The organism is Sulfuricurvum sp. (assembly GCF_030691015.1).
GTDB lineage: Bacteria > Campylobacterota > Campylobacteria > Campylobacterales > Sulfurimonadaceae > Sulfuricurvum.
Genome location: NZ_JAUYFF010000002.1, coordinates 138,472 through 164,770, shown reverse-complemented (window position 1 = coordinate 164,770; position 26,299 = coordinate 138,472). Strand labels below are relative to the sequence as shown.

26 protein-coding genes are annotated in these 26,299 nt (G+C 41.0%); 5 read left to right on the top strand and 21 right to left on the bottom strand.

Going from position 1 to position 26,299, the window contains the following annotated elements:
* Positions 1-2: 2 nt before the first annotated feature.
* The 5 genes from Q8O20_RS04515 to Q8O20_RS04495 form a co-directional block, all read right to left on the bottom strand.
* Entirely contained in the window at positions 3-1,265 is a 1,263-nt protein-coding gene (locus tag Q8O20_RS04515) for a diguanylate cyclase (protein WP_305530171.1), read from the bottom strand.
* Between the two features lie 6 nt (positions 1,266-1,271).
* A complete protein-coding gene (locus Q8O20_RS04510) occupies positions 1,272-2,543 on the bottom strand; it encodes a diguanylate cyclase (RefSeq protein ID WP_305530170.1) in 1,272 nt (423 codons plus the stop codon).
* A gap of 53 nt (positions 2,544-2,596) precedes the next feature.
* Positions 2,597-4,915 carry a diguanylate cyclase domain-containing protein gene (locus Q8O20_RS04505; RefSeq protein WP_305530169.1) on the bottom strand — a complete coding sequence of 773 codons (2,319 nt, stop codon included), beginning with the start codon at positions 4,913-4,915 and terminating at the stop codon, positions 2,597-2,599.
* Between the two features lie 69 nt (positions 4,916-4,984).
* Entirely contained in the window at positions 4,985-6,517 is a 1,533-nt protein-coding gene (locus Q8O20_RS04500) for an AarF/ABC1/UbiB kinase family protein (protein ID WP_305530168.1), read from the bottom strand.
* Positions 6,514-6,768 (bottom strand): hypothetical protein, encoded by a 255-nt coding sequence (locus Q8O20_RS04495; protein WP_305530167.1) that lies wholly within the window; start codon positions 6,766-6,768, stop codon positions 6,514-6,516. Before Q8O20_RS04495 ends, Q8O20_RS04500 begins: the two co-directional genes overlap by 4 nt.
* A 143-nt stretch (positions 6,769-6,911) precedes the next feature.
* Between Q8O20_RS04495 and Q8O20_RS04490 the strand changes: the two genes are divergently transcribed.
* Together Q8O20_RS04490 and Q8O20_RS04485 are read left to right on the top strand one after the other, a co-directional pair.
* Entirely contained in the window at positions 6,912-8,600 is a 1,689-nt protein-coding gene (locus Q8O20_RS04490; protein WP_305530166.1) for a diguanylate cyclase, read from the top strand.
* 16 nt (positions 8,601-8,616) lie between these two features.
* Complete coding sequence (locus Q8O20_RS04485) at positions 8,617-8,802, top strand: hypothetical protein (RefSeq protein WP_304739133.1); 186 nt, start codon at positions 8,617-8,619, stop codon at positions 8,800-8,802.
* Between the two features lie 27 nt (positions 8,803-8,829).
* On the opposite strand, the gene Q8O20_RS04480 is transcribed toward Q8O20_RS04485, so the two are convergent.
* Together Q8O20_RS04480 and Q8O20_RS04475 are read right to left on the bottom strand one after the other, a co-directional pair.
* The gene (locus Q8O20_RS04480; RefSeq protein ID WP_305530165.1) at positions 8,830-9,681 is read right to left on the bottom strand and encodes a D-alanyl-D-alanine carboxypeptidase family protein; all 852 of its coding nucleotides are present in this window, start codon (positions 9,679-9,681) and stop codon (positions 8,830-8,832) included.
* Between the two features lie 30 nt (positions 9,682-9,711).
* A complete protein-coding gene (locus Q8O20_RS04475) occupies positions 9,712-9,975 on the bottom strand; it encodes a DUF1294 domain-containing protein (protein WP_305530164.1) in 264 nt (87 codons plus the stop codon).
* A gap of 57 nt (positions 9,976-10,032) precedes the next feature.
* Between Q8O20_RS04475 and Q8O20_RS04470 the strand changes: the two genes are divergently transcribed.
* Positions 10,033-10,527, top strand: a complete 495-nt coding sequence (locus tag Q8O20_RS04470; RefSeq protein WP_305530163.1) for a histidine phosphatase family protein — start codon at positions 10,033-10,035, stop codon at positions 10,525-10,527.
* A 152-nt stretch (positions 10,528-10,679) separates the two neighbouring features.
* Here the strand turns inward: Q8O20_RS04470 and Q8O20_RS04465 are convergent, their stop codons facing one another.
* Genes Q8O20_RS04465 through Q8O20_RS04455 form a run of 3 tightly spaced genes read right to left on the bottom strand, consistent with a single transcriptional unit; the run spans position 10,680 to position 11,979 of the window.
* Positions 10,680-11,447, bottom strand: a complete 768-nt coding sequence (locus Q8O20_RS04465) for a hypothetical protein (protein ID WP_305530162.1) — start codon at positions 11,445-11,447, stop codon at positions 10,680-10,682.
* Between the two features lie 45 nt (positions 11,448-11,492).
* Positions 11,493-11,774, bottom strand: a complete 282-nt coding sequence (locus tag Q8O20_RS04460; RefSeq protein WP_305530161.1) for a type II toxin-antitoxin system RelE/ParE family toxin — start codon at positions 11,772-11,774, stop codon at positions 11,493-11,495.
* Complete coding sequence (locus Q8O20_RS04455; RefSeq protein ID WP_294896354.1) at positions 11,758-11,979, bottom strand: addiction module protein; 222 nt, start codon at positions 11,977-11,979, stop codon at positions 11,758-11,760. The genes Q8O20_RS04460 and Q8O20_RS04455 overlap by 17 nt, the downstream gene beginning before the upstream one ends.
* A 298-nt stretch (positions 11,980-12,277) precedes the next feature.
* Between Q8O20_RS04455 and Q8O20_RS04450 the strand changes: the two genes are divergently transcribed.
* A complete protein-coding gene (locus tag Q8O20_RS04450) occupies positions 12,278-13,360 on the top strand; it encodes a site-specific integrase (RefSeq protein ID WP_305530160.1) in 1,083 nt (360 codons plus the stop codon).
* Between the two features lie 141 nt (positions 13,361-13,501).
* Here Q8O20_RS04450 and Q8O20_RS04445 read toward each other — a convergent pair whose 3' ends face one another.
* The 8 genes from Q8O20_RS04445 to Q8O20_RS04410 all read right to left on the bottom strand — a co-directional run bounded on the left by Q8O20_RS04445 (position 13,502) and on the right by Q8O20_RS04410 (position 20,006).
* The gene (locus Q8O20_RS04445) at positions 13,502-14,479 is read right to left on the bottom strand and encodes a hypothetical protein (RefSeq protein ID WP_305530159.1); all 978 of its coding nucleotides are present in this window, start codon (positions 14,477-14,479) and stop codon (positions 13,502-13,504) included.
* A 12-nt stretch (positions 14,480-14,491) separates the two neighbouring features.
* The gene (locus Q8O20_RS04440) at positions 14,492-15,130 is read right to left on the bottom strand and encodes a hypothetical protein (protein WP_305530158.1); all 639 of its coding nucleotides are present in this window, start codon (positions 15,128-15,130) and stop codon (positions 14,492-14,494) included.
* 140 nt (positions 15,131-15,270) lie between these two features.
* Positions 15,271-15,759 (bottom strand): hypothetical protein, encoded by a 489-nt coding sequence (locus Q8O20_RS04435; protein ID WP_305530157.1) that lies wholly within the window; start codon positions 15,757-15,759, stop codon positions 15,271-15,273.
* 141 nt (positions 15,760-15,900) lie between these two features.
* Entirely contained in the window at positions 15,901-16,560 is a 660-nt protein-coding gene (locus tag Q8O20_RS04430) for a DCL family protein (protein ID WP_305530156.1), read from the bottom strand.
* A 57-nt stretch (positions 16,561-16,617) separates the two neighbouring features.
* Positions 16,618-16,815 (bottom strand): AlpA family transcriptional regulator, encoded by a 198-nt coding sequence (locus Q8O20_RS04425; RefSeq protein WP_299893417.1) that lies wholly within the window; start codon positions 16,813-16,815, stop codon positions 16,618-16,620.
* Positions 16,812-17,612, bottom strand: coding sequence for a phage replisome organizer N-terminal domain-containing protein (locus Q8O20_RS04420; RefSeq protein WP_305530155.1), 801 nt, complete (start codon positions 17,610-17,612; stop codon positions 16,812-16,814). The genes Q8O20_RS04425 and Q8O20_RS04420 overlap by 4 nt, the downstream gene beginning before the upstream one ends.
* Positions 17,613-17,830: 218 nt before the next feature.
* A complete protein-coding gene (locus Q8O20_RS04415) occupies positions 17,831-19,315 on the bottom strand; it encodes a hypothetical protein (RefSeq protein ID WP_305530154.1) in 1,485 nt (494 codons plus the stop codon).
* A 178-nt stretch (positions 19,316-19,493) separates the two neighbouring features.
* Positions 19,494-20,006, bottom strand: a complete 513-nt coding sequence (locus Q8O20_RS04410; protein ID WP_305530153.1) for a hypothetical protein — start codon at positions 20,004-20,006, stop codon at positions 19,494-19,496.
* 116 nt (positions 20,007-20,122) lie between these two features.
* Between Q8O20_RS04410 and Q8O20_RS04405 the strand changes: the two genes are divergently transcribed.
* Complete coding sequence (locus Q8O20_RS04405) at positions 20,123-20,611, top strand: helix-turn-helix domain-containing protein (protein WP_305530152.1); 489 nt, start codon at positions 20,123-20,125, stop codon at positions 20,609-20,611.
* Positions 20,612-20,868: 257 nt separating this feature from the next.
* Here the strand turns inward: Q8O20_RS04405 and Q8O20_RS04400 are convergent, their stop codons facing one another.
* The 3 genes from Q8O20_RS04400 to Q8O20_RS04390 are packed head-to-tail and all read right to left on the bottom strand — an operon-like array spanning position 20,869 to position 26,284.
* Positions 20,869-24,000, bottom strand: coding sequence for a type I restriction endonuclease subunit R (locus Q8O20_RS04400; protein WP_305530151.1), 3,132 nt, complete (start codon positions 23,998-24,000; stop codon positions 20,869-20,871).
* A 29-nt stretch (positions 24,001-24,029) separates the two neighbouring features.
* Positions 24,030-24,950: a hypothetical protein gene (locus Q8O20_RS04395; protein ID WP_305530150.1), complete on the bottom strand. Its 921-nt coding sequence runs from the start codon at positions 24,948-24,950 to the stop codon at positions 24,030-24,032.
* Positions 24,947-26,284, bottom strand: a complete 1,338-nt coding sequence (locus tag Q8O20_RS04390; protein ID WP_305530149.1) for a P-loop NTPase fold protein — start codon at positions 26,282-26,284, stop codon at positions 24,947-24,949. The genes Q8O20_RS04395 and Q8O20_RS04390 overlap by 4 nt, the downstream gene beginning before the upstream one ends.
* Positions 26,285-26,299 lie beyond the last annotated feature (15 nt).

Below are 26,299 nucleotides of genomic sequence, written 5' to 3'. Positions count from 1 at the left end.
ATTTAGACCGAACATACCTTATTTTTTCCGGTAGTTTTAGCATGATGCATCTGTGCATCGGCTTCGCTCATCGTATCGTTTAAAGAATTATCATGTTCCAACGCCGCCCCGATAGAAACTGTCAAAAACACCTCTTCTCCCGATGCAAGTACAAGAGGGGTCAATGCTATTCTTTGTCGAATACGTTCTAAAATTTCAATCGATTTTTCACGGGTCGTTTCTTTTAAGACAAGACAAAATTCATCTCCTGTAAAACGTGAAACGACATCTTGATACTGTACGTTTGAGCGAAGTAGTTCAGAAACGTGAATGATCATCTGATCTCCAATATCGTGTCCGTAACTTTCATTGATACTTTTAAAATTATCAATATCGATCATCGCCGTCATAAACTCTTCATCTCGATTGACCGCTTCTACGAAATAGGGTTCCATCACCGTAAAAAAGTGGCGCCGATTGTACAATCCGGTCAAAAAATCGCGGCTGGAGTAATGGGTAATCGTATCGATATTCTCCAACGCTTCGATCGCATTGTTCAACCGACACGAAAACTCCTCTTTACTGAACGGTTTGTTGATAAAATCGTTTGCCCCTTGTTTAAGAAACATAGCGGATACATCAGAGTCTTCCGTCGAGGAGAGGACAAAAATAGAGAGTTGATTTTTTGTATACTTTTTACGAACCGCTTTGGTAAGTTCCAGTCCGTCCATCACCGGCATATTGTAATCGGTGATAATGATTTTAATATCGGGATTCTCTTCCAAAATCAAGAGAGCCTCTTCTCCATGAGCGAGTGCATACACTTGAAAAAAGAGATTTCCCACCATTTTTTTCATCTGATTTCGAAAAACCGATGAATCGTCCACCACCATCACTTTATGGTGACGATTTTTGAGGAGTCTTTTTATAATATCGATTAGGTAGTCGATATCATGGATTCCCCCCTTATAAATGTAATCGATAATATCTTTTTTAAGCATCACTTTACGAAACTCTTTATCGACACTCCCCGTCAAAACGATGGAGGGGATGTTTTTTTTGAGCATTACATCAACCACTTCCCCATTGGGAGCATCGGGAAGATTGAGATCAAGAATCGCTAAGGTATAGCTATATTTTTTACTAAAAAGCTCTGCTTCTGAGAGCGAATACGCCACATCTATCTCTATTTTCAATTCACTTTTTACTTTTAAACTGATCAACTTTGCCAATGTTTTACTATCATCCACCAACAAAATACGTTCAACTATTGTTTTATTTATCATTTGAAATTACTCTTTCTGTTCAACTTTTTTATAAATCGCTTCGACTATAGTATTGCGTCCTGAATGTTTCGCTTCATACAGGGCATTATCGGCAAGTTTAAGCACCCCTTGCACACTGGAAGATTTCAGAATATCGGGATGGTAAAGCCCTCCGCTGATCGTGCATTGCACCTCTTCATCGCTAAATATAAAAAGGTGATTTTGGACTCCCAAGCGGATAGTTTCGGCCTTTTCGATAGCCTGTTCTCGCGTAATACGGTTAAAGATTATAACAAACTCTTCACCTCCGGCACGGTAGACACTGTCCTGAATCCGTACACTCTCAAGCATGATTTTCGAAATCTCGCATAAAACAAAATCACCGGCATCATGTCCGTAGTTATCATTAATTTTTTTAAACCAGTCGATATCGAGCATCAAAACGGCATACGGGAGATGATTCTTCTCGTATTGAAGAATCAACTCTTCGAGATCACGCTCCATATTGAGCCGATTTTTAAGCCCTGTCAACGGATCATGTGACGCCAGTTGCATCAATTTTAAATTGCTATGTTCCAAGCTCATCGTTCGCATAGAAATTTGCTGTTCAAGATTTTCCTGTTCCCACATCACCTCTTGAAATAACTCTTTGATCTTATTCGCCATCGGCTGAAAAATAAAAATCACTTCGAGAAGAAGAGTCATAAGTGTAACCAACCATACCATCGATTCCAAATGGTTGATCGCAGATATATTTTCTTCGCCCTCTTTTTGGTACTGTATGACTGCCGTATTTAAATCATTCAATAGCGGATCGGAGAGTTCTAAAATTTGTCCTAAAAGATTGATTGCTTCATGTTGAGATTGTTCACTACTCAAATGTCGTGCCAGCACAAGATACTCTTCAACACGCGCTTTTAGCAGTGTATCTCCATAGTAAAGGGAGTAAATCGCCGGTGATAGCTCAACACGTACCCCCTCTTTCAAATTTCCCGAGGAAAGAGCACGGTTCGCAAGCGCCATTTCATTAATAGCAGCAAGCAGTTTCACCCGTATCGCTTCACTGTCCGAATGGGTCCCTTTCGCATAAACACGGAGATAATACTGTTGGGAATACGAAGCGATTCGTTGCGAGAGCATTCGCTGTTTTCCCGAAATATTGACCACAAGAGCTGTTGAGTCACTCGCTTTGAGTGCAAGTTTCAAAACGTAATACGCACCGCTTGAGAGTAATGCAATCAATAAAATCGCGATAATATAGCGCTTGGTGAAACTCGATTTAAGTTCTTGAGCCTGCATACTTCCCTAATTTTCGTACAATATAGATTATATAAATGATAACTCCGATATTCTTAAAGGGTACTGACCCTGTTTCTTCCGGTAGCTTTGGCATTATAGAGTGCGTCATCTGCTCGCTTCAGAAGATCTTCTTTCGTCACATTCTCCTCTATCGCTTTAAAAGCCATTCCAATACTGACACTCACATGATCGGCCGTCGATGAATATTCATGAGGTAATTGTAATGCTTCAACCGCTTGTGCCAAACTCTCGGAGACTCGCTCTGAGCCCTCAAAATCAATATCTTTGAGTAAAACAATAAACTCTTCTCCCCCATAACGGGCAATAAGATCGCTGGGACGCTTGAGGGCATTCTTGAGGGCTTTGGCTATTGCAATCAAACATACATCCCCTTGAGCATGACCGTAATGGTCGTTGTAATGTTTGAAATGATCGACGTCAATCATCAGTACGGAGAGCGTTTTTTTATCTCGGAAAGCCTCTTTGTAATTTTTCTCATACATTTCATCAAAAAACCGGCGGTTCGCAATATGGGTAAGACCATCAATCATTGCAAGCTCTTTGAGCTGATCATTTTTGAGTTTCAGGGCACTATTTGCCTCTTCGAGCTTTGATTTCGTCTCTCGTAACTCTTGATTAATCACGACCTGCTCGGTAATATCCTGTACGGTCCCTCTGGAGATGGTTGGAACCCCCTCGGAATCATATTCGGTATCTCCCACCTCACGAACCCACTTGATTCTCCCATCACTCATCAAAAGACGGTGATCGATCGTATACTTTTGTCTCGTTTTCAGTGAATATTGATAGGCTCGGTTCACACTCTCTCGATCATCCGGATGAATACCGTTTAAAAAAGCGTCATATGAGGCTTCAAAGCGGAGACTATTGATCTCGAAAATACGGAAAATTTCATCCGACCAATACAACACATTGCTACTCAGATCAAGTTCCCAACTCCCTAGGTGCGCTATAGCTTGGGCTTTTTTAAGGCTCACTTCACTTCGTTCCAGTGTTTCATGCAGTAGTTTTTGCTCTGTAATATCTCGAAAAACGATAATAGCGCCCTCATCCGCAGGAGCTACGGTCAGACTGACCGGAAAGTAGGTACCGTCATGTCGAATTAAATACTCTTCAGTACTGCGGGTTTTACGATCATTTAACGTCATGTAAATCGGACATTCCGATTCATCATATACCTCATGGGTCTCTCTATGGTGGTGAAAAAGGACATGCTGATCTTTATCAAGAACCTCTTTTTCAGTGAATCCCGTCATCTTCAATGCTTGATCGTTAATCCAGGTACATTTCCCCTCTTCATTGACGCCGTATACACCGTCTCCGATGTTGAAAAGGAGTGATTCGAACAGTTTTTTCCTCCGCTGCTCTCGTGAATAATAGATCAGAACAAGGAGCAAAGCCACTATCGATACAATAATGACCGTTTTGTAATGTGCCCAGATATCGGCAAACGTGATTTCGGGTACTTGATCAAACGGAGGGAGACGCAAATGGCGGGAAAGTTCTTCAACTTCCAGATAATCGGCAGGAAGCGTATAACCGTAAATCCCCGCTTTATTAATCACTTCATTGGTCGGTTGAAGCGAAAAGAGAGCCGCAATAAAAAGCTTGATATCTCTCTCTTTAGCATGAGGAAGCGCAAATACAGGCCATTCAGGATAGAGCTGTGTCGATACTTTGTAAGGATGCCCCGCCATTTTTTTTTCATTAATGATTCGGATATCCCCTGCTTTGATATCACCGCTTGCAATCATCTCTTCCAAAATCCCATCACGGATAAATCCGACTTCGGCTCGACGCATTAAAATATCTCGAACCACATCTTGATGGGAGTTATGGGTCTCGATGATCTTATTATTGTACCTGTTAATATCAATCTCATGCTGATGGAGTTCGTATACCTGAGCTCGGTATCCGCCCATGTGTTTAATACTGGGAGTTGAGATTGATTTGCCTTTAATATCCTCCAAATGTTCAATCGTACTCTCAGGACGAACAATAATGACACCGCCGAGATGACTGGCAGGCTTTCCAGAATCATTGGCACTGATCAGTGTCGCGAAGGCACCGCTAAGGGCATATTGCTGACGAACTACGAGAAAGTGGGTGGGATTGGTAGTGGCAATATCAAGCTGATTTTTGGCGATTTTATCGTCCATCTCCTCTTGGGTAAGAACTTCCAAAACAACCCGATTATCGAGTTTTGCATTCAGATAATCGACCAACGGCTGGTATTTGGCACGGGTCTTTTCATGTCCCATATAAGCGAAAACACCGAATTTGATCTCATCTTTAGCCGATGCGGAGATAAAAAATAGGAATACTGCTAAGAAAGGGATCAATCTATTCATACTTAGGCACTTTTTATTTGAATAAGTAATACTACCCTATCCTCACTTTAATGCCGTTAAAATAGACGGTTACCGGTACCACAGCCGCATCATCGCCGCACCTAAAAGAGCATAAGCGACCTCATCGATTTCCGCCATCCAAAATCCCATAGCCCCCAGAGCCAAAATCAGTGCCGTAGAAAGAGGTGCCATCGCAGCACGAAACTCTTTTTTAATCATCTCATACTGCTGCGCTGAAAGCTCCACACTCAATTCCCCCTTGCTTGCACGCTCAATCATACGACGAAACGCACTGATATCTCCGGGGATACGTTTAATCTCATCGATCAAGGTTTCAAGGATCGAATCTTTCATCCCCAATGCTCTTGGGATATTCTTTTGGAGAATCGGGAGGATATCTTTGATCCCGTTAAAATTTTCGATATAAGTGGTCCCTAGCCCCTCTATGATGGCACTGACCCGCAAAATATAAATTGCCTCTTGGGGTAGTTTAAAGGGGAGATTTCGCGTCTGCTCCAGCACCTCGAACGCCAATTTCTGCATACTGCCGCTATCGAGAGCGTCATTACCGAAAATATCGAACATCCGCTCCGTAAACTCGGCAAGCTCAGCGGAGGGGGCATCGTATGCTACCGTCCCCAGACGTTTCGCCGCACTCACATACCCCTCAAAATCACGCTCGTTTGCCGCTTTTATTAGCTCGATAATGGCAATACGAGTATCGTTAGGAACCCTCTTTACCATCCCGAAATCAAGCAGTACAAGTTTTCCCTCACCGTTTACCAGCAAATTTCCCGGATGAGGATCGGCATGAAAGAACCCCTTAACCAACATTTGATCGGTATAAAAACGGACCAGTTGATCGATCAGCGGTTTTATATCGAGCCCATGCGAGAGGATAGCGTCACGATTATCAAACCGCCACCCCTCCTCGAAACTCATCACCAGAGCATCATCGCAACTTAAAGAGGGATAGCAAATAGGAAACACTATCCCCGAGTCTTTGTAGAGCGACGAAAACTTCTCCAGATTGCTCCGTTCATGATTCAAACTGCACTCTTGGACAATCATCGATGAAAATTCCGCAATTACCGATTCGATTGAGTGACGGGTAGTATGGGAGAAAAGGGGTCGAAAAAAGCCGTTAAAAAGGGATAGTATGCGGATATCGGCACGAACCCGCTTTTCGATCCCCTCACGTCGCAGTTTCACGGCTACTTTCGTCGTCTCATCAACCCATGCGGCGTGTACTTGACCGATCGATGCCGAAGCGATAGGAACACTATCAAAACGGATAAATACTACGGTAGGAAAGGCTTTTGCCATTACCCGCTCATACGCGGCTTGGCTCATAGGGGGGAGATCATCGTGAAGAGTTTTCAATGCGCTTAGATATGACTCATCGAAAAAATCGTTACGGGTGGCCAATACCTGCGCCAGTTTGATAAAACTCGCCCCTAGCTCCGTGATAGTCGAGGCAAGTTTATCGGGGCTAAGAGAGGAAACCCCTAAAAATGTCTCTCTTTTTTTTATCAGCAGATAAAACGAAAGCAAAAGACGAAAAACGCTCCAAAGACGTCTCGGTGAATACAATGAACTCACGATCGTAGCGCTTCAATATCCTTTTTCGTCGCAATTCCGAGCTCTTCAATTACCTCTTTAATGGCCGCCTTCAGCTCCTCTTTGAGACGTTTTTCTTCGTCTTCCCCTTTGGTTTTAAGACTCTCGAGAAAACTTTTGGTATCGCTGGTATTGAGTTTTCCTTTCTCTTCAAGCTTTTTCAATTCCTCTTCGACTCTCTCTTTGAGCAACAATGCTCCGCCCATTCCTGTGTATAGCAACTCTTTTAACATACTATGCTCCTCTAATGTCCAGATACACTATTATAGGCCTAAAAAATAAATTGTGATACCTTTTATTTGAATTACATTAGAACGGCTGGGGACTTCTTTATTAAAAACTGTTTATAATATTATTAAAAAAAGAGAGGTACCGAATGCAACAGCTAATAAACCATTACGGCATCTCTTTTTTATCCCTCCTCGATCGCCTCAATGAGGGGGTTGTGATCCATCGGTGCGATACAACTATTTTGTATGCCAATAAAGCCGTATCTGAGATTCTCGGGCTGCCGTTGGATCAAATTATCGGGAAAAATGCAGCCGATCCGGTATGGAATTTTACCGATGAAAAGCTCGAACCCTTAAGCATCAACGACTATCCGATACAAAAACTTCTTCATTCCCATCAAAACCTTGTTGATCAACTCGTCGGGATCAGATCAAGCGACGGGACGCTCAAATGGGCCGATATAAACGGCTCACTTATTGCCGAAGAGGGAGAAGATCCGATCGCACTGCTATTTTTCAGTGATGTCACCGATCGAAAAAATGCTTACGATGAGGCGGCGCTTTTCAAACATCTCGTCGATGTCGTCGATACCGGTATTACGATTACCGATCCTTCACTTCCTGATAATCCACTCATCTACGTCAACCGTGCCTTTACTGAAACAACAGGGTACAGTGCTGAGGATGCACTAGGGCGTAACTGCCGTTTTTTGCGTGAACCTGAACCGCAGCAACCTGCACTCGGTGCTGTTTATGAAGCTCTTAAAAATGCTAAGTCCTGTGAAGTCGAACTTCGCAACTTCACGAAAGAGGGAAAACTATTTCATAATCTTCTCAACATTACCCCGATGTTTGATACCAACAACAAACTAAAATACTTTATCGGTGTCCAACACGATATCAGTCACCAAAAACAAAATGAAGAGAAACTTGCCAAACAAGCACTCTACATTCAATCCATTCTTGATGCTCAAGAGAACATCGTATACGTCACCGAAAACAGCTCTATCATCTATGCCAATCAGCCTTTTTTCGATTTTTTTGCCGTTGCCTCATTGGAAGACTTTTTACAGCATGACTCGTGTATCTGCGGCCGTTTTTTACAAACCGATCTCACCTTTACCCCCTCTTCCATCGAGGGGAAAATGTGGATTCACGAGATACTGGCCTTGGAAAAGTCCAAACGGATCGTAGCGATGAAATCACCCTCAAACGAGAAACGTTTTTTTAGCCTCGCGGTCAAAGAACTCGTCAGTGATCGTTATATTATTACGTTAAACGATATCAGCCAGTCTCTCCTGAGAGAGCTTTTCCTAAAAAATAAAGCCTACCATGATCCGCTCACCGGTGCCCTCAATCGTCAATATTTCTACGATTATTATGATGAGAACCGTCAAAATATCACCTCATTAGGGATCATCATGATCGATTTGGATTATTTCAAAAAGATCAACGACACCTACGGTCACGGTATTGGAGATGACGTACTCAAACAGGTTGCCGAAAGTATCCAAAATTCGATCCGTAATGATGATACCCTTATCCGATGGGGGGGTGAAGAGTTTATACTTTTGATCAATACGGCTAAAAAAAGCCAGCTTATCTCGATTTCCGAGCATATCCGCCGCAGTGTCAGTGAGATCGTTTTTGAATCTATCCCCTCCATAACGGCGAGTCTGGGAGCGACCCTCCTTTTAGAGGGGGAATCCTTTAAAACGGTGATCGAACGTGCCGACCAAGCACTCTATAGTGCAAAAGCAAACGGAAGAAATAGAATAGAAGTAGTAAACGGTTCAGAGGATTCAATATCTGCCGATATAGATACGACTTCATAAAAAGGAGTACAAATACATGGATTCGATCAACTCGAACATGGGAATGGGACCTGAACTTTACGCAATGAAAAAAGCGATAGACGTTCAAAGTCAAGGAATTCTCAAAGTGCTGGAAAGTACATCATCTGCTTCCGCACAATCAAACACTGCTTCCGGAGCCGACCTGACAGGACTCGGACAAAAACTCGACATTAAAGCCTGACTTACAGCCCCTATAGAGGCTGTAGTCTTAGAGCGCTTCCACCAATGTATTCACGCGTTGAACAAATATCTGCTCAAATATCTGTTGGGCAACTACCCAGCGGTTTGCTTTTGAATTCAACATCACAATCAGACAATCGTTTCCATCTTTTTTCGCACGGGCTATGAGACAAGGACCCGCCTTTGAGGTATACCCCGTTTTGACCCCCACAGCGTACTCATAGCGGTTTAAAAGTTGATTATGGGTTTTGGCGACATATTTACGATTCGTATTAAGCCCGTAATAAACAAATTGATTTTGTCGCGTAATATCGTTAAAAATCGGATTTTTAATCGCATACTCCGCGAGTTTAAGAAGGTCTTTAGGGGTAGAGTAGTGACTCCCGATGTCGTAGCCGCACGGGTTGGTAAAATGGGTATTGCGCATCCCTATCTTTTTAGCTTTTTCGTTCATCATCACTGCGAAGTTTTTAACATTTCCTCCAACAGCATACGCAATCGCCATCGCCGCATCATTATCGGATTTGATCATTGTCGCTTTAATCAGGTCTTCGAGGAGAATGAGTTCCCCCTCTTTGTACCCCGCAACCGTAGGTTCGACCCGAATCATCTCAGAGGTGATGAGTACAGGACGGTTTAATCCCCCTTGTTCGATTGCGAGCATCGCCGTCATAATCTTGGTGAGACTCGCAGGTGCGACCCGCTTTAGTGCCTCTTTGGAGTAGATAACCTCACGCGTAGTCAGATCTTTGACGAGCAGTGCTTCCACATTGAGTTTGGAGAGTTCTTCTATATCGATATCGGCGTAAAGAGAAGAGAAGAAGCAAAAAGTTAAGAGAAAGAGATATCGATACATTAAAGACCCAGCCGTTTTAATCATTGAAACATTTTAGCATAAGGTTGTACGATTTTAATAACCGCTCCCTATTATCGCACCGAATACGAGGATATGGATTAGGAGTGCTACCCACAGTACCCCTTTGAACTTTCGCGTTTTATGGTTAAACAGTTTCTGTCCCGCCAAAGAGCCGACACTCCCGCCGAGAATCGTGAGGAGAAGGAGTCTGTTTTCGCTGACACGTCGTTTTTTATGGATTGCAAGGTACTTGTCGATTCCGAATGTTACTAAAGAGAGGAGATTTAGGATAATAAGTATTGCAATAAGGTAATTCATAAGAGTATTATACGGAGTTAAGGATCATTTTTTACCTCTCTCTAGGAGCTTATGAACATGAAAACACTCTACCTCATCCGTCACGCCAAATCAGACCGGAACGACCCTAGCTTGAGCGATTATGATCGCCCTTTGAGTCATCGGGGGATGAAAGATGCTCCGTTTATGGGTTCGATACTCTCAAACGACGGCATCCGCCCGGGTCTCATCCTCTCCAGCCCTGCTCTACGCGCCAAAACCACCGCGATAGCGTTTGCCGAAGCCCTCTCGTATCCATCGGAGTCGATCCGCTACGACCATGCCCTCTACGCCTCCGATGTCGAAACCATCCTCTCCCTCATCCGAGACGTACCTGTGAGTATCGATACCCTTTTTGTGTTCGGTCATAATCCAGAATTCACCGAATGTGCCAACCTCCTGACGGACGGTGATATCGACAACATTCCCACCTGCGGTGTTGTGACGATGCGGTTGAAACATGAGAGTTGGGAAAGTATAGGGGCAAATTCGGCTGACATAATCGGGTTTGATTTTCCGAAAAAACATCGGTGACATGATTTTTATATCAAGTGACATAAAAACTATGTCATAAAAGTGGAAAACTAGCCTGTCCCCTTTTTCCTACGACATCTATGACCGCTTGACGAGAGATTGCTAAAAAAGTAGCTTCTCCTCTTTTTTATCTTTTTCCTTTTTTCCTAATCTTAAACATTCTTCATTAATTTTTCTGTTTCTGCTATTATTTCAGAAGCTCTTAAAATACTTTCTTTGTCGGTGTCTTTTCCATCTAATACACTTTTTAATTCATTTAAAATACTCAATTCTAATTCTTCAAGCAAATAGTGTAATCCATTAATCCCATGTTGATTTATAAATTCTTCTTGATGCGGTAGCACTTTCTTTACAACTTGTAAAATAGAAGCACCTTTAGTAAAATCTTCACTTAAACCAATTTTTAATGTTTGCATTCGTAATACAGAAATTCCCAATATTGATGAATAAGCAAAATATAACGCCCATGAAAGTTCAGACAAAAATAATCTTGTTTTGAAGGCTTTGCTTTCTTTCCAATAATCTAAATTGTCATTTTTATCTAGCATTGTAAACATATCTTTAACTCTCGGATCATCTTTAGAATATTCTAAAATCTGCTCGTACTTAACAACACTTATTAATCCAGAAGTTTGTTTGGCTGGAGCCAATGCTAACACACTTGCCCATAGTTCTTCAGCTGCTTTTACTCTATATTCATGTAATATTTTTTGTTTGTCTGCGATGCCATTTAACGCCCCTCGTCTAATAGCTTCAATTTGTGTTTCTTTAGCTTTTAAATCACTTCTTAGTTCTTCTAACTTCTCATCATACTCATGCTTTATTCCAAGACTTATACGAGTTAGTAACCAATTTTTCATAAGCCAAAGTACGCAACTTATCATTATTGAAGAAACAACTGTAGATAATAAAAACTCCATGCTAGAACCTTTGCATTTGTAAAATATAGCTAAGGAAAAAGGTACTTAATCCCCTTCTCTACTCCACTCATTTTGATTAAAAATACCCAAAATAACAATATCCTCGCCATCAATCAAATACGGGATGGTGTAACCTTTGTGGATTAATTCACGGTTACCATCCTCAGTTGGTCGTCCTTTGCGGGGATTATCGATCAAAGTTTCGACGAAAGTTTTAACATCTTCGTAAAAGCTCCGTGCATTCTTAGGATTGCTGATAGCGATAAACTTCGTAATGACTAAAAGCTCTTGGTTGAAACGTTTACTTCGATTAACTCGCACGCTCATCTAATCCGTTTAGAAACTCTTCTATCTCTTCCCAACCCTCATTCCAAGGAATGGTCTCCATTTTTCCACTTTTATACTCTTCAATGCGGCGTTTAACTTCATCGGCATACCACGGTTTCGGGTCGATTGTAATCGCTTCTTCTGGCAGAGCACTGAGGAGTTTTAACGCTTCCTCAGCATAAAGGTCGTTTACTCGTATTGTCATAACGTCCCCTTTTTAATGTATTGAGAAAATTATAACACGGTTTAGAGTATTTGAATTTAGGTGTGAATGATTTAATTGAGGAGTTGTGTGATGAATGTGTGGTGGGTCAAGCAGGATTTGAACCTGCGACAACCCCGTTATGAGCCAAACGTACATAATTATCTTATATAATATTCAGCTCTACAAAGCCCTATTCTACGTTAATGTAACTCTATTTTAATCTAAGTAAAACTATACTGTTATATCAAAAGTCGGTACCTAATTCGGTACCCATTTTCAACGAAAGTGTATTTAAACCATGGCCATAAATAGAAAAGATTATCCCAACAAAATAGAGACTGGTCTAAGCGCAAATAATGATTACACAATCTTTTTATACCGCTTTATGTATGAAAAAAAAGAGTACAGCGGGCTAATCGATTTAGCTGACAAATCAGCCTGGGGAAAGAAAGATCGAATCACATTCGCTAAAGGCGAACTGGTTCGAATCAAGAACGATAAACGTGATTCTATTTTCAATACAGAAATTACACTTGCAGCTTATATGGATGAATACTGGAAGAATGTACCGGCAGGAAAATACAAATCGATCAGAGAAAGTCACTACGATCGACATGTGAAGCCCCATATTGGAATGAAAAAGCTTGTTGATCTTCGTCAAAAGCACATTGAAGATGCACTGAAAAAACAAGAAGAAGCCAACCTATTGCCTCGCACACGCAAGCAAACAATGGAAGTTTTGAATCCGGCAATGAAAAAAGCCATTGCAAACCGCATGATTCAATTCAATCCATGCGATGGCATTAAAATCAAACTCCCTCCGACCAAAAAGATCGTAGTTAATGCAACGTTAACGCTAAATAAGATTCACACGGCCATTGAAGAAGAATTCAAAGGAGATCCTTTCTACCACGCTCTCTTCCTTTTTGCACTGCAAGGAAGACGTAGAGGCGAAATTATCACCCTACGATGGGAAGATCTCAACTTTGATGCAAACTATTACGTCCTACGCAAAACAAAGAACAATGAAGAGCAAAAGATTTTTTTGCCAGAACGGATTAAAGAGTTACTCAACCAATTCAAAGAAAATGAGGGCTGGGTGTTTCAATCTCGCCGAACCGGTACTCACCTTGTCGATATACGACGCGTTACAGATCGAATGAAAACACGGCTTGGAGATCCTAAATTTGGAGTTCACTATCTCCGGAACGTAATGGTGTCGGCGATGGCAGAGCAAGGGTTGGAGAGTATGCACCTATCTGGTGCTCTTGGACACAATGATCCAAATACGATCAAAAAGTATTTAACGATGAATTATCTAAAAAGTTCCGAAATGGCAAGTGATGTTATTGATATTATTGTGGAGAAGGCTAAAAATTAGGGGGATCATTAAAAAGTGGTAAATTTCCGCTCTTTTACCGCTTAAAACTTAAGCGTCGAATCGTAGCTGCCTAGACACTAATATACAGCAAAAAAATTTCTGGTTGTCGCCCGCCGGAGAGCAGGAGACGCAATCAGATAATCACGTTGTAGCCGCCGGATCCCCTTCTTCCTCTTCCTGCGACTCATTGCTTAATATTTCAAGGACCCCGTTTGCATCAGTTAATTTGCCAATAGCCAAAGAAAGCTCGACCTCTTCTTCCTCGGCTTTAAGGAGAGCCTTGTCTTCTAATATGCTTTTAGCGCTCGCCTGCATACTTTTGTGGTGATTTTTCAGTTTGAGGCCAATAAGAATGAGCGGAGTAATTAGGATGGAAAACCCTGTGAGCGTTGCTAATAATGGAAATGAGCCGACGGCAAGAACAGTCAATGCGACCTTGGCCACGTTTGGATAAGATGTTATAAGCCATGCAATCACATCAAAAAACCCAACTATCTGATAAATTGCAAAGGTTATTGCGGTCAAAACTACAATATATCCGAGTATTGTGGCGGCACGGCCAAAAATTTCAAATTTGCTGTTCTCCGTATGGTTACTTACCCTGGTCTTTTTGATGAAGTAGATAAAGAGCCATAGAGCAATCAGAGTGAATGAGAAAATATAGAAGAAGTAATACCCGAAAAGATAGCCTGCATGCTCGATTCCGCCAATAACAATAAAAATGAACCCGAGCAGTGCCGCAAGCATGGCGACTTCGACACACGGACGCAACTCCTGACTGAGAAGGTTGCCGCTCTTCTGCGCAAGCTCCTTTTGCATCTCTTTGGCTTTGGCCGCACCGCTGTTGATGGCAAAAAAGACTTTTTGATGCCGCTTAGTAAGTGATTCATTATGCTTTTCGCCGATGAAGTTTATCAGCGATTCTTGTTCGACAGCAAGGTCGGCAATGACTTTATTCAACATCTCCACTTTTTCATCAATAATGGAGTTTAGCCGTCTGTCGAAAGTCCCGATAATTTCATTTATGAATTTATCGATAGAAAGCCCCAAAAGTAATGTGGTGCAAAACATGATAAGTGTCACAAAAGAATAAAAAACGTAGTGTTCAGGGGAAGGCATAGCGCACCCCCCTTAATTAGAGAATGTGTGGTTTGAAAATGCCGTTTCTACAAGGCTGTGCAATTGTTTGGCGTAAGCTGTTTCGTTGTAGCTGACTATAGCCCGATAATCAATCTTACCCAGCTCAATCCGTACCATGCTCTCGTCACCAACCATGAAATGATAATCGGAACCGAGAATTTCTTTGATTTTTTCAATTTCGCTTCCAGAGGCTGTTTTGATATCAACATTCCCACCCGCGGCTTTTGCAAACTCAAGGAAATGAAGTGCTTTGGAATTTTGTATGTTCTCGGCGCAGTACGGTTCTTCAAGCAGCAATCGTATTTCGACGCCACGGTAAGCCGCGTCTTGGAGTGCGTCATAAACATCGTTTGTATCGGCGACGGCTTCGTCCATTCTCTGATTAAAGATATAGAGAGTGTTTTTAGTATTAAGGACCAGCTCTTTGACGCAGACCTTGGCGTATTCGACACCCTTATTGAGGAACCACCCTTCTTTTTTCATACTGGCCCGCATGGCAACACCCTCAGCGTAGCGGTCATAAGGAATAACTGCCGCACCTTCGGCATGAGCGTGGGCTGGGATGACGAATGGAGTCATTTTTTCTACCTCGCCGCAATTTGCGGCCGCATCAGAGGATTTGTGTGTCATAACACCCTTTTCGTGACGGAATTTTGAAATTTTAGCATTATAGCAAAAAAAATGCCAGATCTATTGAACCCGAATCAACCTTAATTAGGTAGATCCATCCAATTCGAAAATGAAGCAAGATTTGAAGATGCTGGATCTCATCAGTTTTCTACATTCTCCCAATACATTATGATTGGAGTATATCGTTGTACTTGATCTTTTCCAAGTGGAGAGGCTATATAAGCTTTACATGCTATTTCATTATGATTATTTTCACAAGATAATTTGAGTAGTTTGAGAGTATCTTCGGATACTTCTTTGTGAACCATAGGTATTCCTCCTCCTTTATCTAAATCGTTGATAATGATATTTTTCATTTGTCTATTAAAATGCTGATTTTTTTCAAATATACAAGATATTTGTGCATCTTTAAGATAGCCTCTGCCATGGTCAGGATAAACAGTTCCTACTATGAAACATCCATCATATTGACCGGAAGTGATCTTTAGACTGATGGGGCTCTCTTCATAAAACATCATTTCAGATGATCCAGTTGTAAAAATGGCATTTCCTTGTTCAATCGCGTATGAGGATGTGCATGCAATAAAGAATGTTGACAATAAAATAGATGCTTTCAATCTTGTAACCATTCAGTTCCTACCTTTCTTTTTTAAAATCAATTATATCCCATTAAGCCGATTCTTCCAAAACAACCGAATGTTTCTCGACCTTGCAGCGATCAACTCTCACCATTTCTAAATCCAATTAAAAAATGAAGAGAAATTAAAAAATTATAATACCGGCATGCGGTTAAGATCATTTCCTTTTCTAATATTTTCTTTCATTAGAGAAGGTTGCAGTTCCGCATTGTTTTCATGAAATTTTTTAAACCTGGATTCCAAATCTTTATCAGCTAGCTCAAGGTTTTCACCATTCCCACATGTATTCAGTTTTTCAAGGGTAGTGCTTTCAAGTTCCAAGAATTCACGGACTAATTCTGAAAAAGGTGTTTTATGGTCTATATGTAAGTCCTCATTTTTTTCAATTTCATTTCCTGAAAGAGCACATTTAATCGGAAGGGTAAGTGTTTTGCGAAAAGCAAAAAGTTGATCCCGAACTGCGAATCTTAGTGCTTCAAGGACCTCACTTCTTTTCGTTTGAATTTGGCCTGTAATACACGTTTTGTATGAGAAGCGTTCTTCGGTACCATCGATGCGGACAGCAACGAAACTGCTTCCTGATCCTTGAGTGTTTTTCTCGACCTTGAAGTGCTTTATTCCGGGACCAATTTTCCTTTCGGATGAAGGGTGCATATGGAGCAATAGCGAAAGTTTTTCTGTCATTTCTTGATTTGTGATGATATGACTTTTTGCAGTCTTCAGATAGCTTGATATTTCACGGATAAATTCACTTTTCGTAGGGTATTCGTAATCGCCTAAGTAGAACTTCATTTTTTGCCTAACGTTTAATATGTTTATCTGTATTCACTTGGAAATAATTATATCTCATTACGCCGACTCTTCAGACACAACAGAATGCTTCTCGATCCAGGCATCAATTTCGAGGCGATCATATCGCACATATCCCCCAAGTTTCTTGTAGGGAATCAGCTTCTTCGATCTCATTTTGTCCTGCCATTTTTTACCGAAGCCATACTCTTCGAGGAGTTCATCGGGGGTGAGGAAGCGTTTTTGTGAAGGGCTCATGCAACCCCCTTACCTTGCTGTAGTTTGCAAGATTCATAAAAAGCAATTTCGAACAACATAGGCGTTATATTGATCCCAAAATCTTTGACATGATCAGTCGCAATTTCTTTGCATTTTTTTCGATTTTTATGTCCAAAGCTGCAAAAATCTTGATAGAGATCATTCAGTGACTTTGGCCACGTAGTCATAAGGTCTTGCCAATTCACAAAATTTTTGGATTCATCTGATCTTGGATCTTGCATTTCGCTCATGATTGTCTTTTTGAAAGCGATCGGATTTTTAATCCCCTCCCCTGCCATTCTGAAATACAAATATTCCTCGCGCGCGTTACCCCCCATATCTTTCTCTAACTCTTTTCTCTTCTCTCTTTTCTCTGTGTCACTTTTTGTCACTGTGCCGTCACAATGTGACGGTAACTGATTAGGAGCTTTGTTCTTTTCCCGCAGTTTACGCATTCTTTCGGCAGAGTCACCTTCTTTTCCAATTAGTGTAGGTACGGATGGCAATAAAAATTCTTTGTCAGATAATGGTTCAATGAGCCCCGTAGAATTCATAAATGAAAGTGCAATTTCGATGTTAGAGACATCCTCGTCGAGGATTAGGGCTAGCTCTTCTTGAAGAGATTTCTCTAATCCTTGAAATTTGATCACACCTCCTTCACTAATAGAAAGCAGCATGATTTTTTGCAAGATGATAGTATAAGTGTCACCACCGGCTATCTTTCGCAGTTTTTTTATTTTCGGGTCGCGAAAAAAATCATCTTTCAATTTAAGCCAATAGTACTTTTTAGAAGACATCTCACTTCCCCTCAAATTAAACATATTGATATAGTTTAATTATATCAATGTGATATATATATGTCAAGGGATTGATTTAATTCTCTTCGTAATACAGTTACATATCACTAAACATACTAATGTAAGAAGATGAACACAAGACTTTTGTCGGATTTTATCAAAGAGAAACCAGTGAAAAATTAATGAGAAGCAGCATTGCTTCATGTATGTAGCTTCACCTAAAAAGGTCCCTTGATTGTCAGTCCTTTTGGTTTTTCATGCTGTGCATTGTATTGTTCTATCTTGGTAAGAACTTCGTATATGTCGTTTTTAGAAGCATTTAATGTAGACCTATTTTGTTCCAATCTCGCCTTATATGCGTTATTACGCCGCTCTATAGCCGTTTTATAAGGTTCTGCCGTATTTCGTTTATAGTTCAATACTTCCCGTTGACGATGTACGATCTTTGAAATATCCGGATCTTGATGCTCAACTGCACTGTGAATCTCTGCAATCATATCGACGAGATGATCGGAATGATGTTTTGCTTTGGCTGTGATCTGCTCAACTACCTCGGCGATCTTCGGGGCGATCAGTTCTGAGCGGAACGTCGGGGAGGTGGACGAAAACGCACCGACTTTGACCGCGGCTTCCATAACCACTTTGTCTTTTTCGACGTTTTCAGCTTTTAAACGCTCTATTTCGCGTTTTTGAGCTTCGATAGTATTCTGAGCCTCTGAAAGTGCATTTTGAGCTTCTATGACTATTTTTGTGCTTTCTGTGAGCCTATTTTCAAGCTCTTCAATCATTTTGGCTTTTGCTTCGTCGTCTTTGGTTTTGTTGATCTCAGTATTAAGCCGGTGAAGCTCTTTTTTCTGTTCAACATCGAGGGCTTCCATCGCGGAAATCCGTTTTTGCGCTTCTCGGAAGTTATACTCAAGTCGGACAATTTCCCGGTTTTTAGCCTGGATTGTCAGACCGTGCTCGAGATAATTGGTTACTTTTTCATTCCGGACCGCTTTATGTTGTACCTTAATCTCGGCAACTGTTGAACGTTTGTCGCTCTTTTTTTCCGGCTTATATTCAAGCTTTAAGACTCTAGCCGCCGTATTGATCCGATCATTCAGATCCTTGTGCTGCATCCGGCCAGTTTTACCGGTTCTTGGATCGAACATCGAGAATTTGACATGAGCATGATGGTTGTGTACCGGTTTAAAATCCTTGATATCGACCTTTTCGCTAAACTCCTCGGCCTTTGGTCGATAGTCCGGTGCATGGGTGATCGATTCGGCCAGTGGGACGCTGTACCATTCATCCCCCTTTTGGAGTATGTCTTTGGTCGGGTAGTAGGTGATCCCGTTCTCATCCTCGAAGTGTCCCTCATCTCGATGGATAGAGAGCTCGGTGATGTAGTGGCCCCCATACTTGGTTGATAGCTCATCAAACACTTTTTGAACATCAGCAGCGGTATGGTGAGTTTCCAGGGAAAGGACGGTCTCTTTGATGAGTGCGTCTTTTTGTTTTTGCTGCATTTTTTGGCCGGTCGTCTCTTTGTACTTCGCTTCCGCCAGTGCCAAAAAATCAGCATCGGAATGACGGAGATCGTAGAGGTTCTCCGATCCAGGGGAAGTACCAATAAGATACTTCGGTTTTTCTTCCCTACTGTTATGAGCCGACGAATGAGCACCGGCGGCTGTAACTGAAAAGGTGGCAGATCTTGGCATTTTTTTCTCCTTCCATGATGAGCTTGCGAGACAAGGGAACAACGTAGTACCATTTATGGTGCGTAGTTGCAACTACGCACCCCTTCAGAGTTCTACGTTGTAATTGCACCACTATCGGTACAATTTAAGATCATCCCCACTTCGCAAGCTAAACTAGGGATGATAGGGAGAAAATGGATTAAAGTTTAAAATCAGACGATTTTTTTGGATGCTTTTTTTTCAGTTCGGCCAAAGCTTCCATTAGGTTTTTTGACGACTTACCATTGCCAGAATCAACGACAAATTCTTTGATTATGCCCATCATTTTTTTGTGGTCGAGTTCAAATTCCTCGCCCGTATGGTTGAGCTTATAAATACTCGCTTGATCAACGGCTTTATGTATAAGATGATAAGCTTCTAAATCATTATCCTCCTCCAAAAGATCAACTACCTTTGCAAGTTGATTCAAAATTTCTACTGCTTCTTTGTCCGGATCTTCAAGATCTTGAAAGTATTGGATCGATGCAATAAACTGCAGCTCAAGTATTTTCATGTTCATCGTTGCAGATCCCAAACTATCAGAAGATCCGTTGCCGCCATTTTCGTCATCTTTTTTATTTAGCTCGCTGATCTGTTGCAGTATTTCTGCCAATGTTCTAGAACGGGCTTTGAAGAGTTCCTCAAGTCTTTGCAAAAGATCTTTTCTGTTCATAGTATTTTTCCTTTTAATATTATCATTTTAAACAATATGATACATTTTATTATATCTATATGATATATGTATGTCAATCAATTAATTTAAATATCTTTGTGATATAGTTACATATAATGAAGACACAAGGTAAAAAGATGAATACAAGACTTTTACTCGACACTATCAAAGAAAAAACCGGAATAAAAACAGATAAACAATTAGCTGAAGAGATTGGTGTCAAGTATGGTGCATTAACAAACTGGATTGCACGTAACTCTTTTCAATATGAACCAATAATTATTTTTCTACTGAAAAAAGATGTCGATTTAAACAGTGTATTTAAACCTGTATTGATGCCAGATCTCGCAAAAGTTTTAATCGCCTTTCGAAATAATGATCACACTAACGCGGTTGGTTCCATTATACCAAGGCTGCCAAAATCAAATTTAGAAGAGGGCCTTGAATTTGATGCTATTCAAACAGCTGGAGAAATTGAAGAAGCTTACATATACGTAGCTAAATATGGCAACCTTACAATGCTACAAAAATTTAAAGATACACTTACAGGAATAGTTGCAATGTACAGAGAACAAGCCGACGAAATAAAAAAATTTATGAAATAAAAACTAACTTTCCCCCTCATTACAAGGGAAGTTATACGAGGCAGCAACACTGCTTTTTGTAATCCAATCTCAATCATAACTCTTTAGACTTGTATTTTTATAAGGGTACAAAGCTGACCCAAGAGAGTGAAACTCACTCCCGCAACTCAGGACTCTCCTCACTAAGTAAGGGAGGACGATAAAGGCTGCCACGGACGAATTTTCCCTATTCTCTAACCACGCTCCGCTTGTTATCCAATCACATCCTTTGTGCCGATTCAAATAATATCAGTTTTTGAACTTCTAATATCATTATAAATCATGTCCAATAGCAGTCTCGCAAATCCGCTTTGAACTTTCTCTTCGGTCAGTACCTGTTTGGCCATATTCTCATGTGCACCCATACTGCCAATGATGGCATCGAGCATCACCGTAGGGAAATCACCTAGCATGGCTTGTTCTCTTGAATTGGTACGGAATTGTTCGACTACTTTCGAGTTCTCCATCACTTTATCTTTGATAGTACGTGCGTAGTTGAGTTTATCATCATCTGTCAGTTCACCGGCAAAGAGTTCATTCATCTTTTCGACAATATGCTCTATCGTATCTGTTTCAGGATCACGGGCAACGCCACCACCGGGACCATCAGGTTTAATCGTTCCATTATCCAGATTAATAGACTGTACTTTTTTATTTCGTAGACTGTAGTGTGTCATTTCAACATTGCCAATATCGATAGGTGGGGTGATATCAATGACTTTGAGATTCGGAAGAAGTCCCCGCGCATACGCGCATAGTTTTTCAAGATCGGCATCTTCATAGTCAACAATCTGTGAGAGAAATTCATACATTCGAATAAAGGTTCCAAGGTCTTTTTTGAAAAGATCGAGTGCATCTTTATCTTCTTTCGCAGAGGTAATATCACGCTCGGCATTATGAATACCCGCTTCATCTTTGTTTTCTTTCGCATGAGTGAGTGCGATATTGGCTGAATTAATTGCTTCCAGTGCTGCTTTATAGCGTGTCTTATAGCGTTCACTTGCCGGCTTAACTGCGGCGGACATTGCCTCTTGTTTCCCTTTGGGATCGAAGTAGGCTTGTGCGAATTGTTCTACCTCGTTTTGAGTATAAATTCCAAATGCGCTTAGTTTCATTTCGATCTCATGCACGATATTCGGATCACTCACATCGGTCAAAGCAGCGGTGGTATAGTAAGGATCAAATGCCTCTTTAATCTCATCGGCTTTATTGAAAAAATCGAGGATAAAGACCACATCTTTCCCCGGATAGGTACGGTTGAGACGTGAGAGAGTTTGTACCGCTTCGACACCGCTCAGTTTCTTGTCCACATACATGGCACACAATTTGGGCTGATCGAAGCCGGTTTGAAATTTGTTGGCAACGATCATCACCTGATAATCGTCACTATCAAAGGCTTTGCGCATATCACGCCCTTTGAGATTCGGATTCATATTTGCTTCGGTGTATTCGTTGGTTATTCCTTCAACATCATCGATCACACTCCCAGAAAAAGCAACCATGGCTGCAATGTTGGGGTAGCTATTCTCATGGATGTATTTATCAAACGCCAGTTTATACCGTACCGCCTCTTTACGTGAACCGGTGACAACCATTGCCTTGGCTTGACCATCGAGGAGATGCGCTATATGGGTACGAAAATGCTCGATAATGATCTGGATTTTTTGAGAGATGTTATAAGGGTGTAGTTTGACCCATTTCGCCAGTTGCACTTTCGCTTTTTTTGCGTCCACTTCTCGCTCGCCTTCAGCAGTTGCAAGCTTGTAGGCAAGATCATACGTTGTGTAGGATTTCAGTACATCGATAATAAATCCTTCTTCGATCGCCTGACGCATAGTATACGAGTGAAACGGAAGAGGGATATTATCGGATGCCGCCGGACGGGTCGGGTCAGGAAGCGTTCCGAACATTTGAAGCGTTTTACTCTTCGGAGTAGCGGTAAAAGCGAAATAACTGATATTGTCACTCTCAGATCGCGCAGTGAGTGCAGCAGCAATAACATCTTCCGCACTAATCTCTTCATCCTCTTCGATCTGTTGTGTTGTCAAAACTTCACGAAGCTTTTTAGCCGTTGCACCGGTTTGTGAGGAGTGCGCTTCATCGGCGATAATAGCGTAGGTTTTCCCTTTTAGCGTAGTTCTTTCACGTATCGCATCGATGACAAACGGGAAGGTTTGGATAGTTACAATAATGATCGCTGCTCCTCGTTCAAGAGCATTTACCAATTGTTCGGATTTACTCCCTTCTCCATCTTCTCTATTAATTGCAACCACTACGCCATTTTTATGTTCGAACTGAGAGATAGTCTCTTGGAGCTGAGAATCAAGAACCGTTCGATCGGTGATTACGATGACCGAGTTAAAAATCCGCGCACTGGTCTCACTGTGTAGTGATGAAAGCTGATGAGCTAGCCATGCGATCGAGTTTGATTTCCCGCTACCGGCACTGTGTTGAATCAGATAACGCTGACCGGCACCGTTAACTTTGGAATCCTCAATAAGTGCCGTAACGACATCCAACTGGTGATAGCGAGGAAAGATGATGCTTTCGCTTTTGTATTTTTTCCCAGTGAAGTCCTCTTTCTCTTTGACTTCGAGGTGGATATAGCGGCCGATGATCTTTAACCACGTATCTTTGGAGAATACTTCTTCCCACAGATACGATGTCGCATACCCGTTAGGATTATGAGGGTTGCCGGCCGCTCCATCATTGCCTTTGTTAAACGGTAAGAAAAACGTATCTTTCCCTTTGAGCTGGCTCGTCATATACACTTCATCGGTACTCACCGCAAAATGTACCAGTGAGCGTCGTTTAAAAGCCAATAGCGGTTCTTCGTGCTTCGTGGCGGGATCTTTTGGGTTGCGGTCATATTTGTACTGATTAATGGCATCTTGGACGTTCTGAGTAAAATCGGTTTTTAACTCGATAGTAGCAACCGGGATACCGTTAAGAAAAAGAACCAAATCGATGCTATTGCGATTATGCTCAGAATAGTAGACTTGACGTACTACACGGAGGATATTGGCGTCATAATCGGCTTGGAGCTTTTCGGAATGCAGGTCAGGTTTGAACTGACAGAGTTTGAAACGGGCATTAATCTCTTTTAGCTCGTGCCGGAGGAAATAGAGTGAGCCTTGTTTATCCATCATCGAGGCGACATGGCGGCATAGGGCTACATCTGTATTGCTTTGATGACGTTTGGAAAACTTTTCGTATTCAGAGGGCTGAGTGGTTTGAATATAGGTGATAAGATCTTCGGGGTAGAGGGCAAGAGATTTATCGTAGCCATCACTGGAACCTTCTATCCATTGATGATTCGTTAGATACTCGACGATCTCGGTTTCGAAAGTAATCTCTTTGTGTTTACTCATATCTTGACTCCATAAGCATTAGTGCATTTTTACTCATGATCAAAAAGCTCAACTAACATTTTATTTCCACTATCAGTTATACTAACATAGCCTCGATCACTTTTATTCAAAATTCTCTCTGATAACAACTGATCATATATCAATTTTATTTTTGGACGTGCCAATTTCGTGAAATTAACTATCTGATCAATCGCAGTAGTTTCAGTTGTCGTTTTATAATTCCCCTCATAAAAATATCTCAAAACTTTTGTACGATCATCTTCTACAATAACATCTTCTTCTTTTGTAATATCCGTTTCAGAAAATGCATCGCTAACTGTACGAGTTTTTAAATCTACACGCTTTATATTGCCGAATTTCTCTTTGAGTTCATCTCGTTCTGCTGTGATAGCAGGTAGATTTTCCAAGGATTTTTTCAACGATTCATTTTCAGCTTCCAACTTCTGTATCAGTTCATCTGACACTTTTTGAGTGGAGTAATAAGATTCAATCTGTTCTTGTAGGGGCTTCAGTGTATTTGCAAGCGCTTGAGTATGCTCTTTTTGGCTTTCTTTGAGTTTTTCAAGCGCCTGATCTCTCTCATCAGCCAATTTGTAATGTTCACGTCTAATTTCTCGTGCTTGTTCCTGTGTTATTGGAGTTTCATCTTCAATTTGTTGCTTTATTTTCATTGACTTTTTGTTGTACCATAATGTCACATAGTAAAACACTAGTCCGATTGCCGGATATACGAACACATAAATCAATGCGAAATATAATGGAAATAAAAATTCCACATGACATTCTCCCAAATAAAGAAGTTTATGATCAAGCATACTGGTGCCAAAATAAACCAATAAATATTTGTGGTTGAATAAAATCCATGAGATAACATAGGAGCTCATAAATGGCGTATAAGCAAAATCATACAGCTTTGCTTTGATAGAATTTTTTAGTTCTTCTCCCATCACTGCACTCCCATCGTCAACTCAATTTTTTTAGCAAGATATTTAAAAATACCACTTAAATCCGTTCCTGTAGCAAAAAGATCACGTTCAATTGCCTTGAAATTTTCACCCACTTCTTTGAAGTCATTGATATGAGCTTCATGCCATTCTTTAACCATAGCAAGAACCCGTTGCGCGGTTGAGTTCTCATTTTTTTCTGCTTTTCTTATCAAGTCTTCAATTTGTTTTTTTGCAATCTCATGAGCTTGATGGTCATTCTGTTTTAAACTCAGGAAAAGGTCATTATGTTTGAGTTTTAGCATAATGACATACACCATTAGATAATTCAGTTTATGTACCGGGTAAGCAAATGCATAATAAGCAATGATTTTTTCAATATCTCTCAATGAAAGCTTATATTCTATCGCCCAAAAGACTAAATATCTTATAAATGTATTACAGTTTTCATCAACGGAAAATTGATAACGAGAAAAAGTATGCTCTATAAAAGAAGTATATTTTTGTTCCGCATAATGGCTATCCAAACCATCTGGCTTTGGCAATTGGAAAAAGAAATTGACAAATTTACCCAAATAGGTTGCCGCATCCGTATCATTTCCATACACACCGCGTACTGCTTTTTCAAGTTGCTCTCGATTGAGAAGAAGAACAAATACGAGATTGGGTACGTCGAAGAAATGCTTGATACGTTCGATTAATTTTACTGCAAAGGTCGGCTGACAACGATCCAGTTCATCAATGAAAATAACAACTGGTCTATCCTGTGATTGTGCGAAATCGGCCAGAGATTCTTTAAATTGACGCATTGCCATTTTGTTTTGTGTATGGCTTTCGAGATTATTTTTGATCCATTCACTCATAAGATTGCCAGACTCATCTATGCTTTCACTCAGCGCTGCACTTACTTCTTCTGTGATATTACTGGTGCCTAATAAAACTCTGCCACTTACATTGAATAAAGCTTTAACTGCAATCGGAAGCAACGCTTTGGTGACATTCAAACTGCTTTGTTTGAAATCCTCTACAATACCATCATCGATAATCTCCATTATTTCAGCACTAATGAGCATAAAGGGATCTTCGATATAGTCCTGTTCAAAAGCATCGATATAAATAACTTTATATGAATCGTTTTTAAGATGCTCTGCCCAGTTTTTTCCAAACCATGTTTTCCCTTCACCCCATGGAGCGTCGATAGCGAGTACCGCACCAGAAGAAAGCCGATAAAGATAAGCCGTTAACTGCTCTGCAAGCTGTTTTCTACTGAACTTATCGCCATCAAAAGGTTTTTGAATGGTTGCAGATGGTTGTGGTAAAGATAAAAGAGGATCACTCATACAATTCCCTTCAAA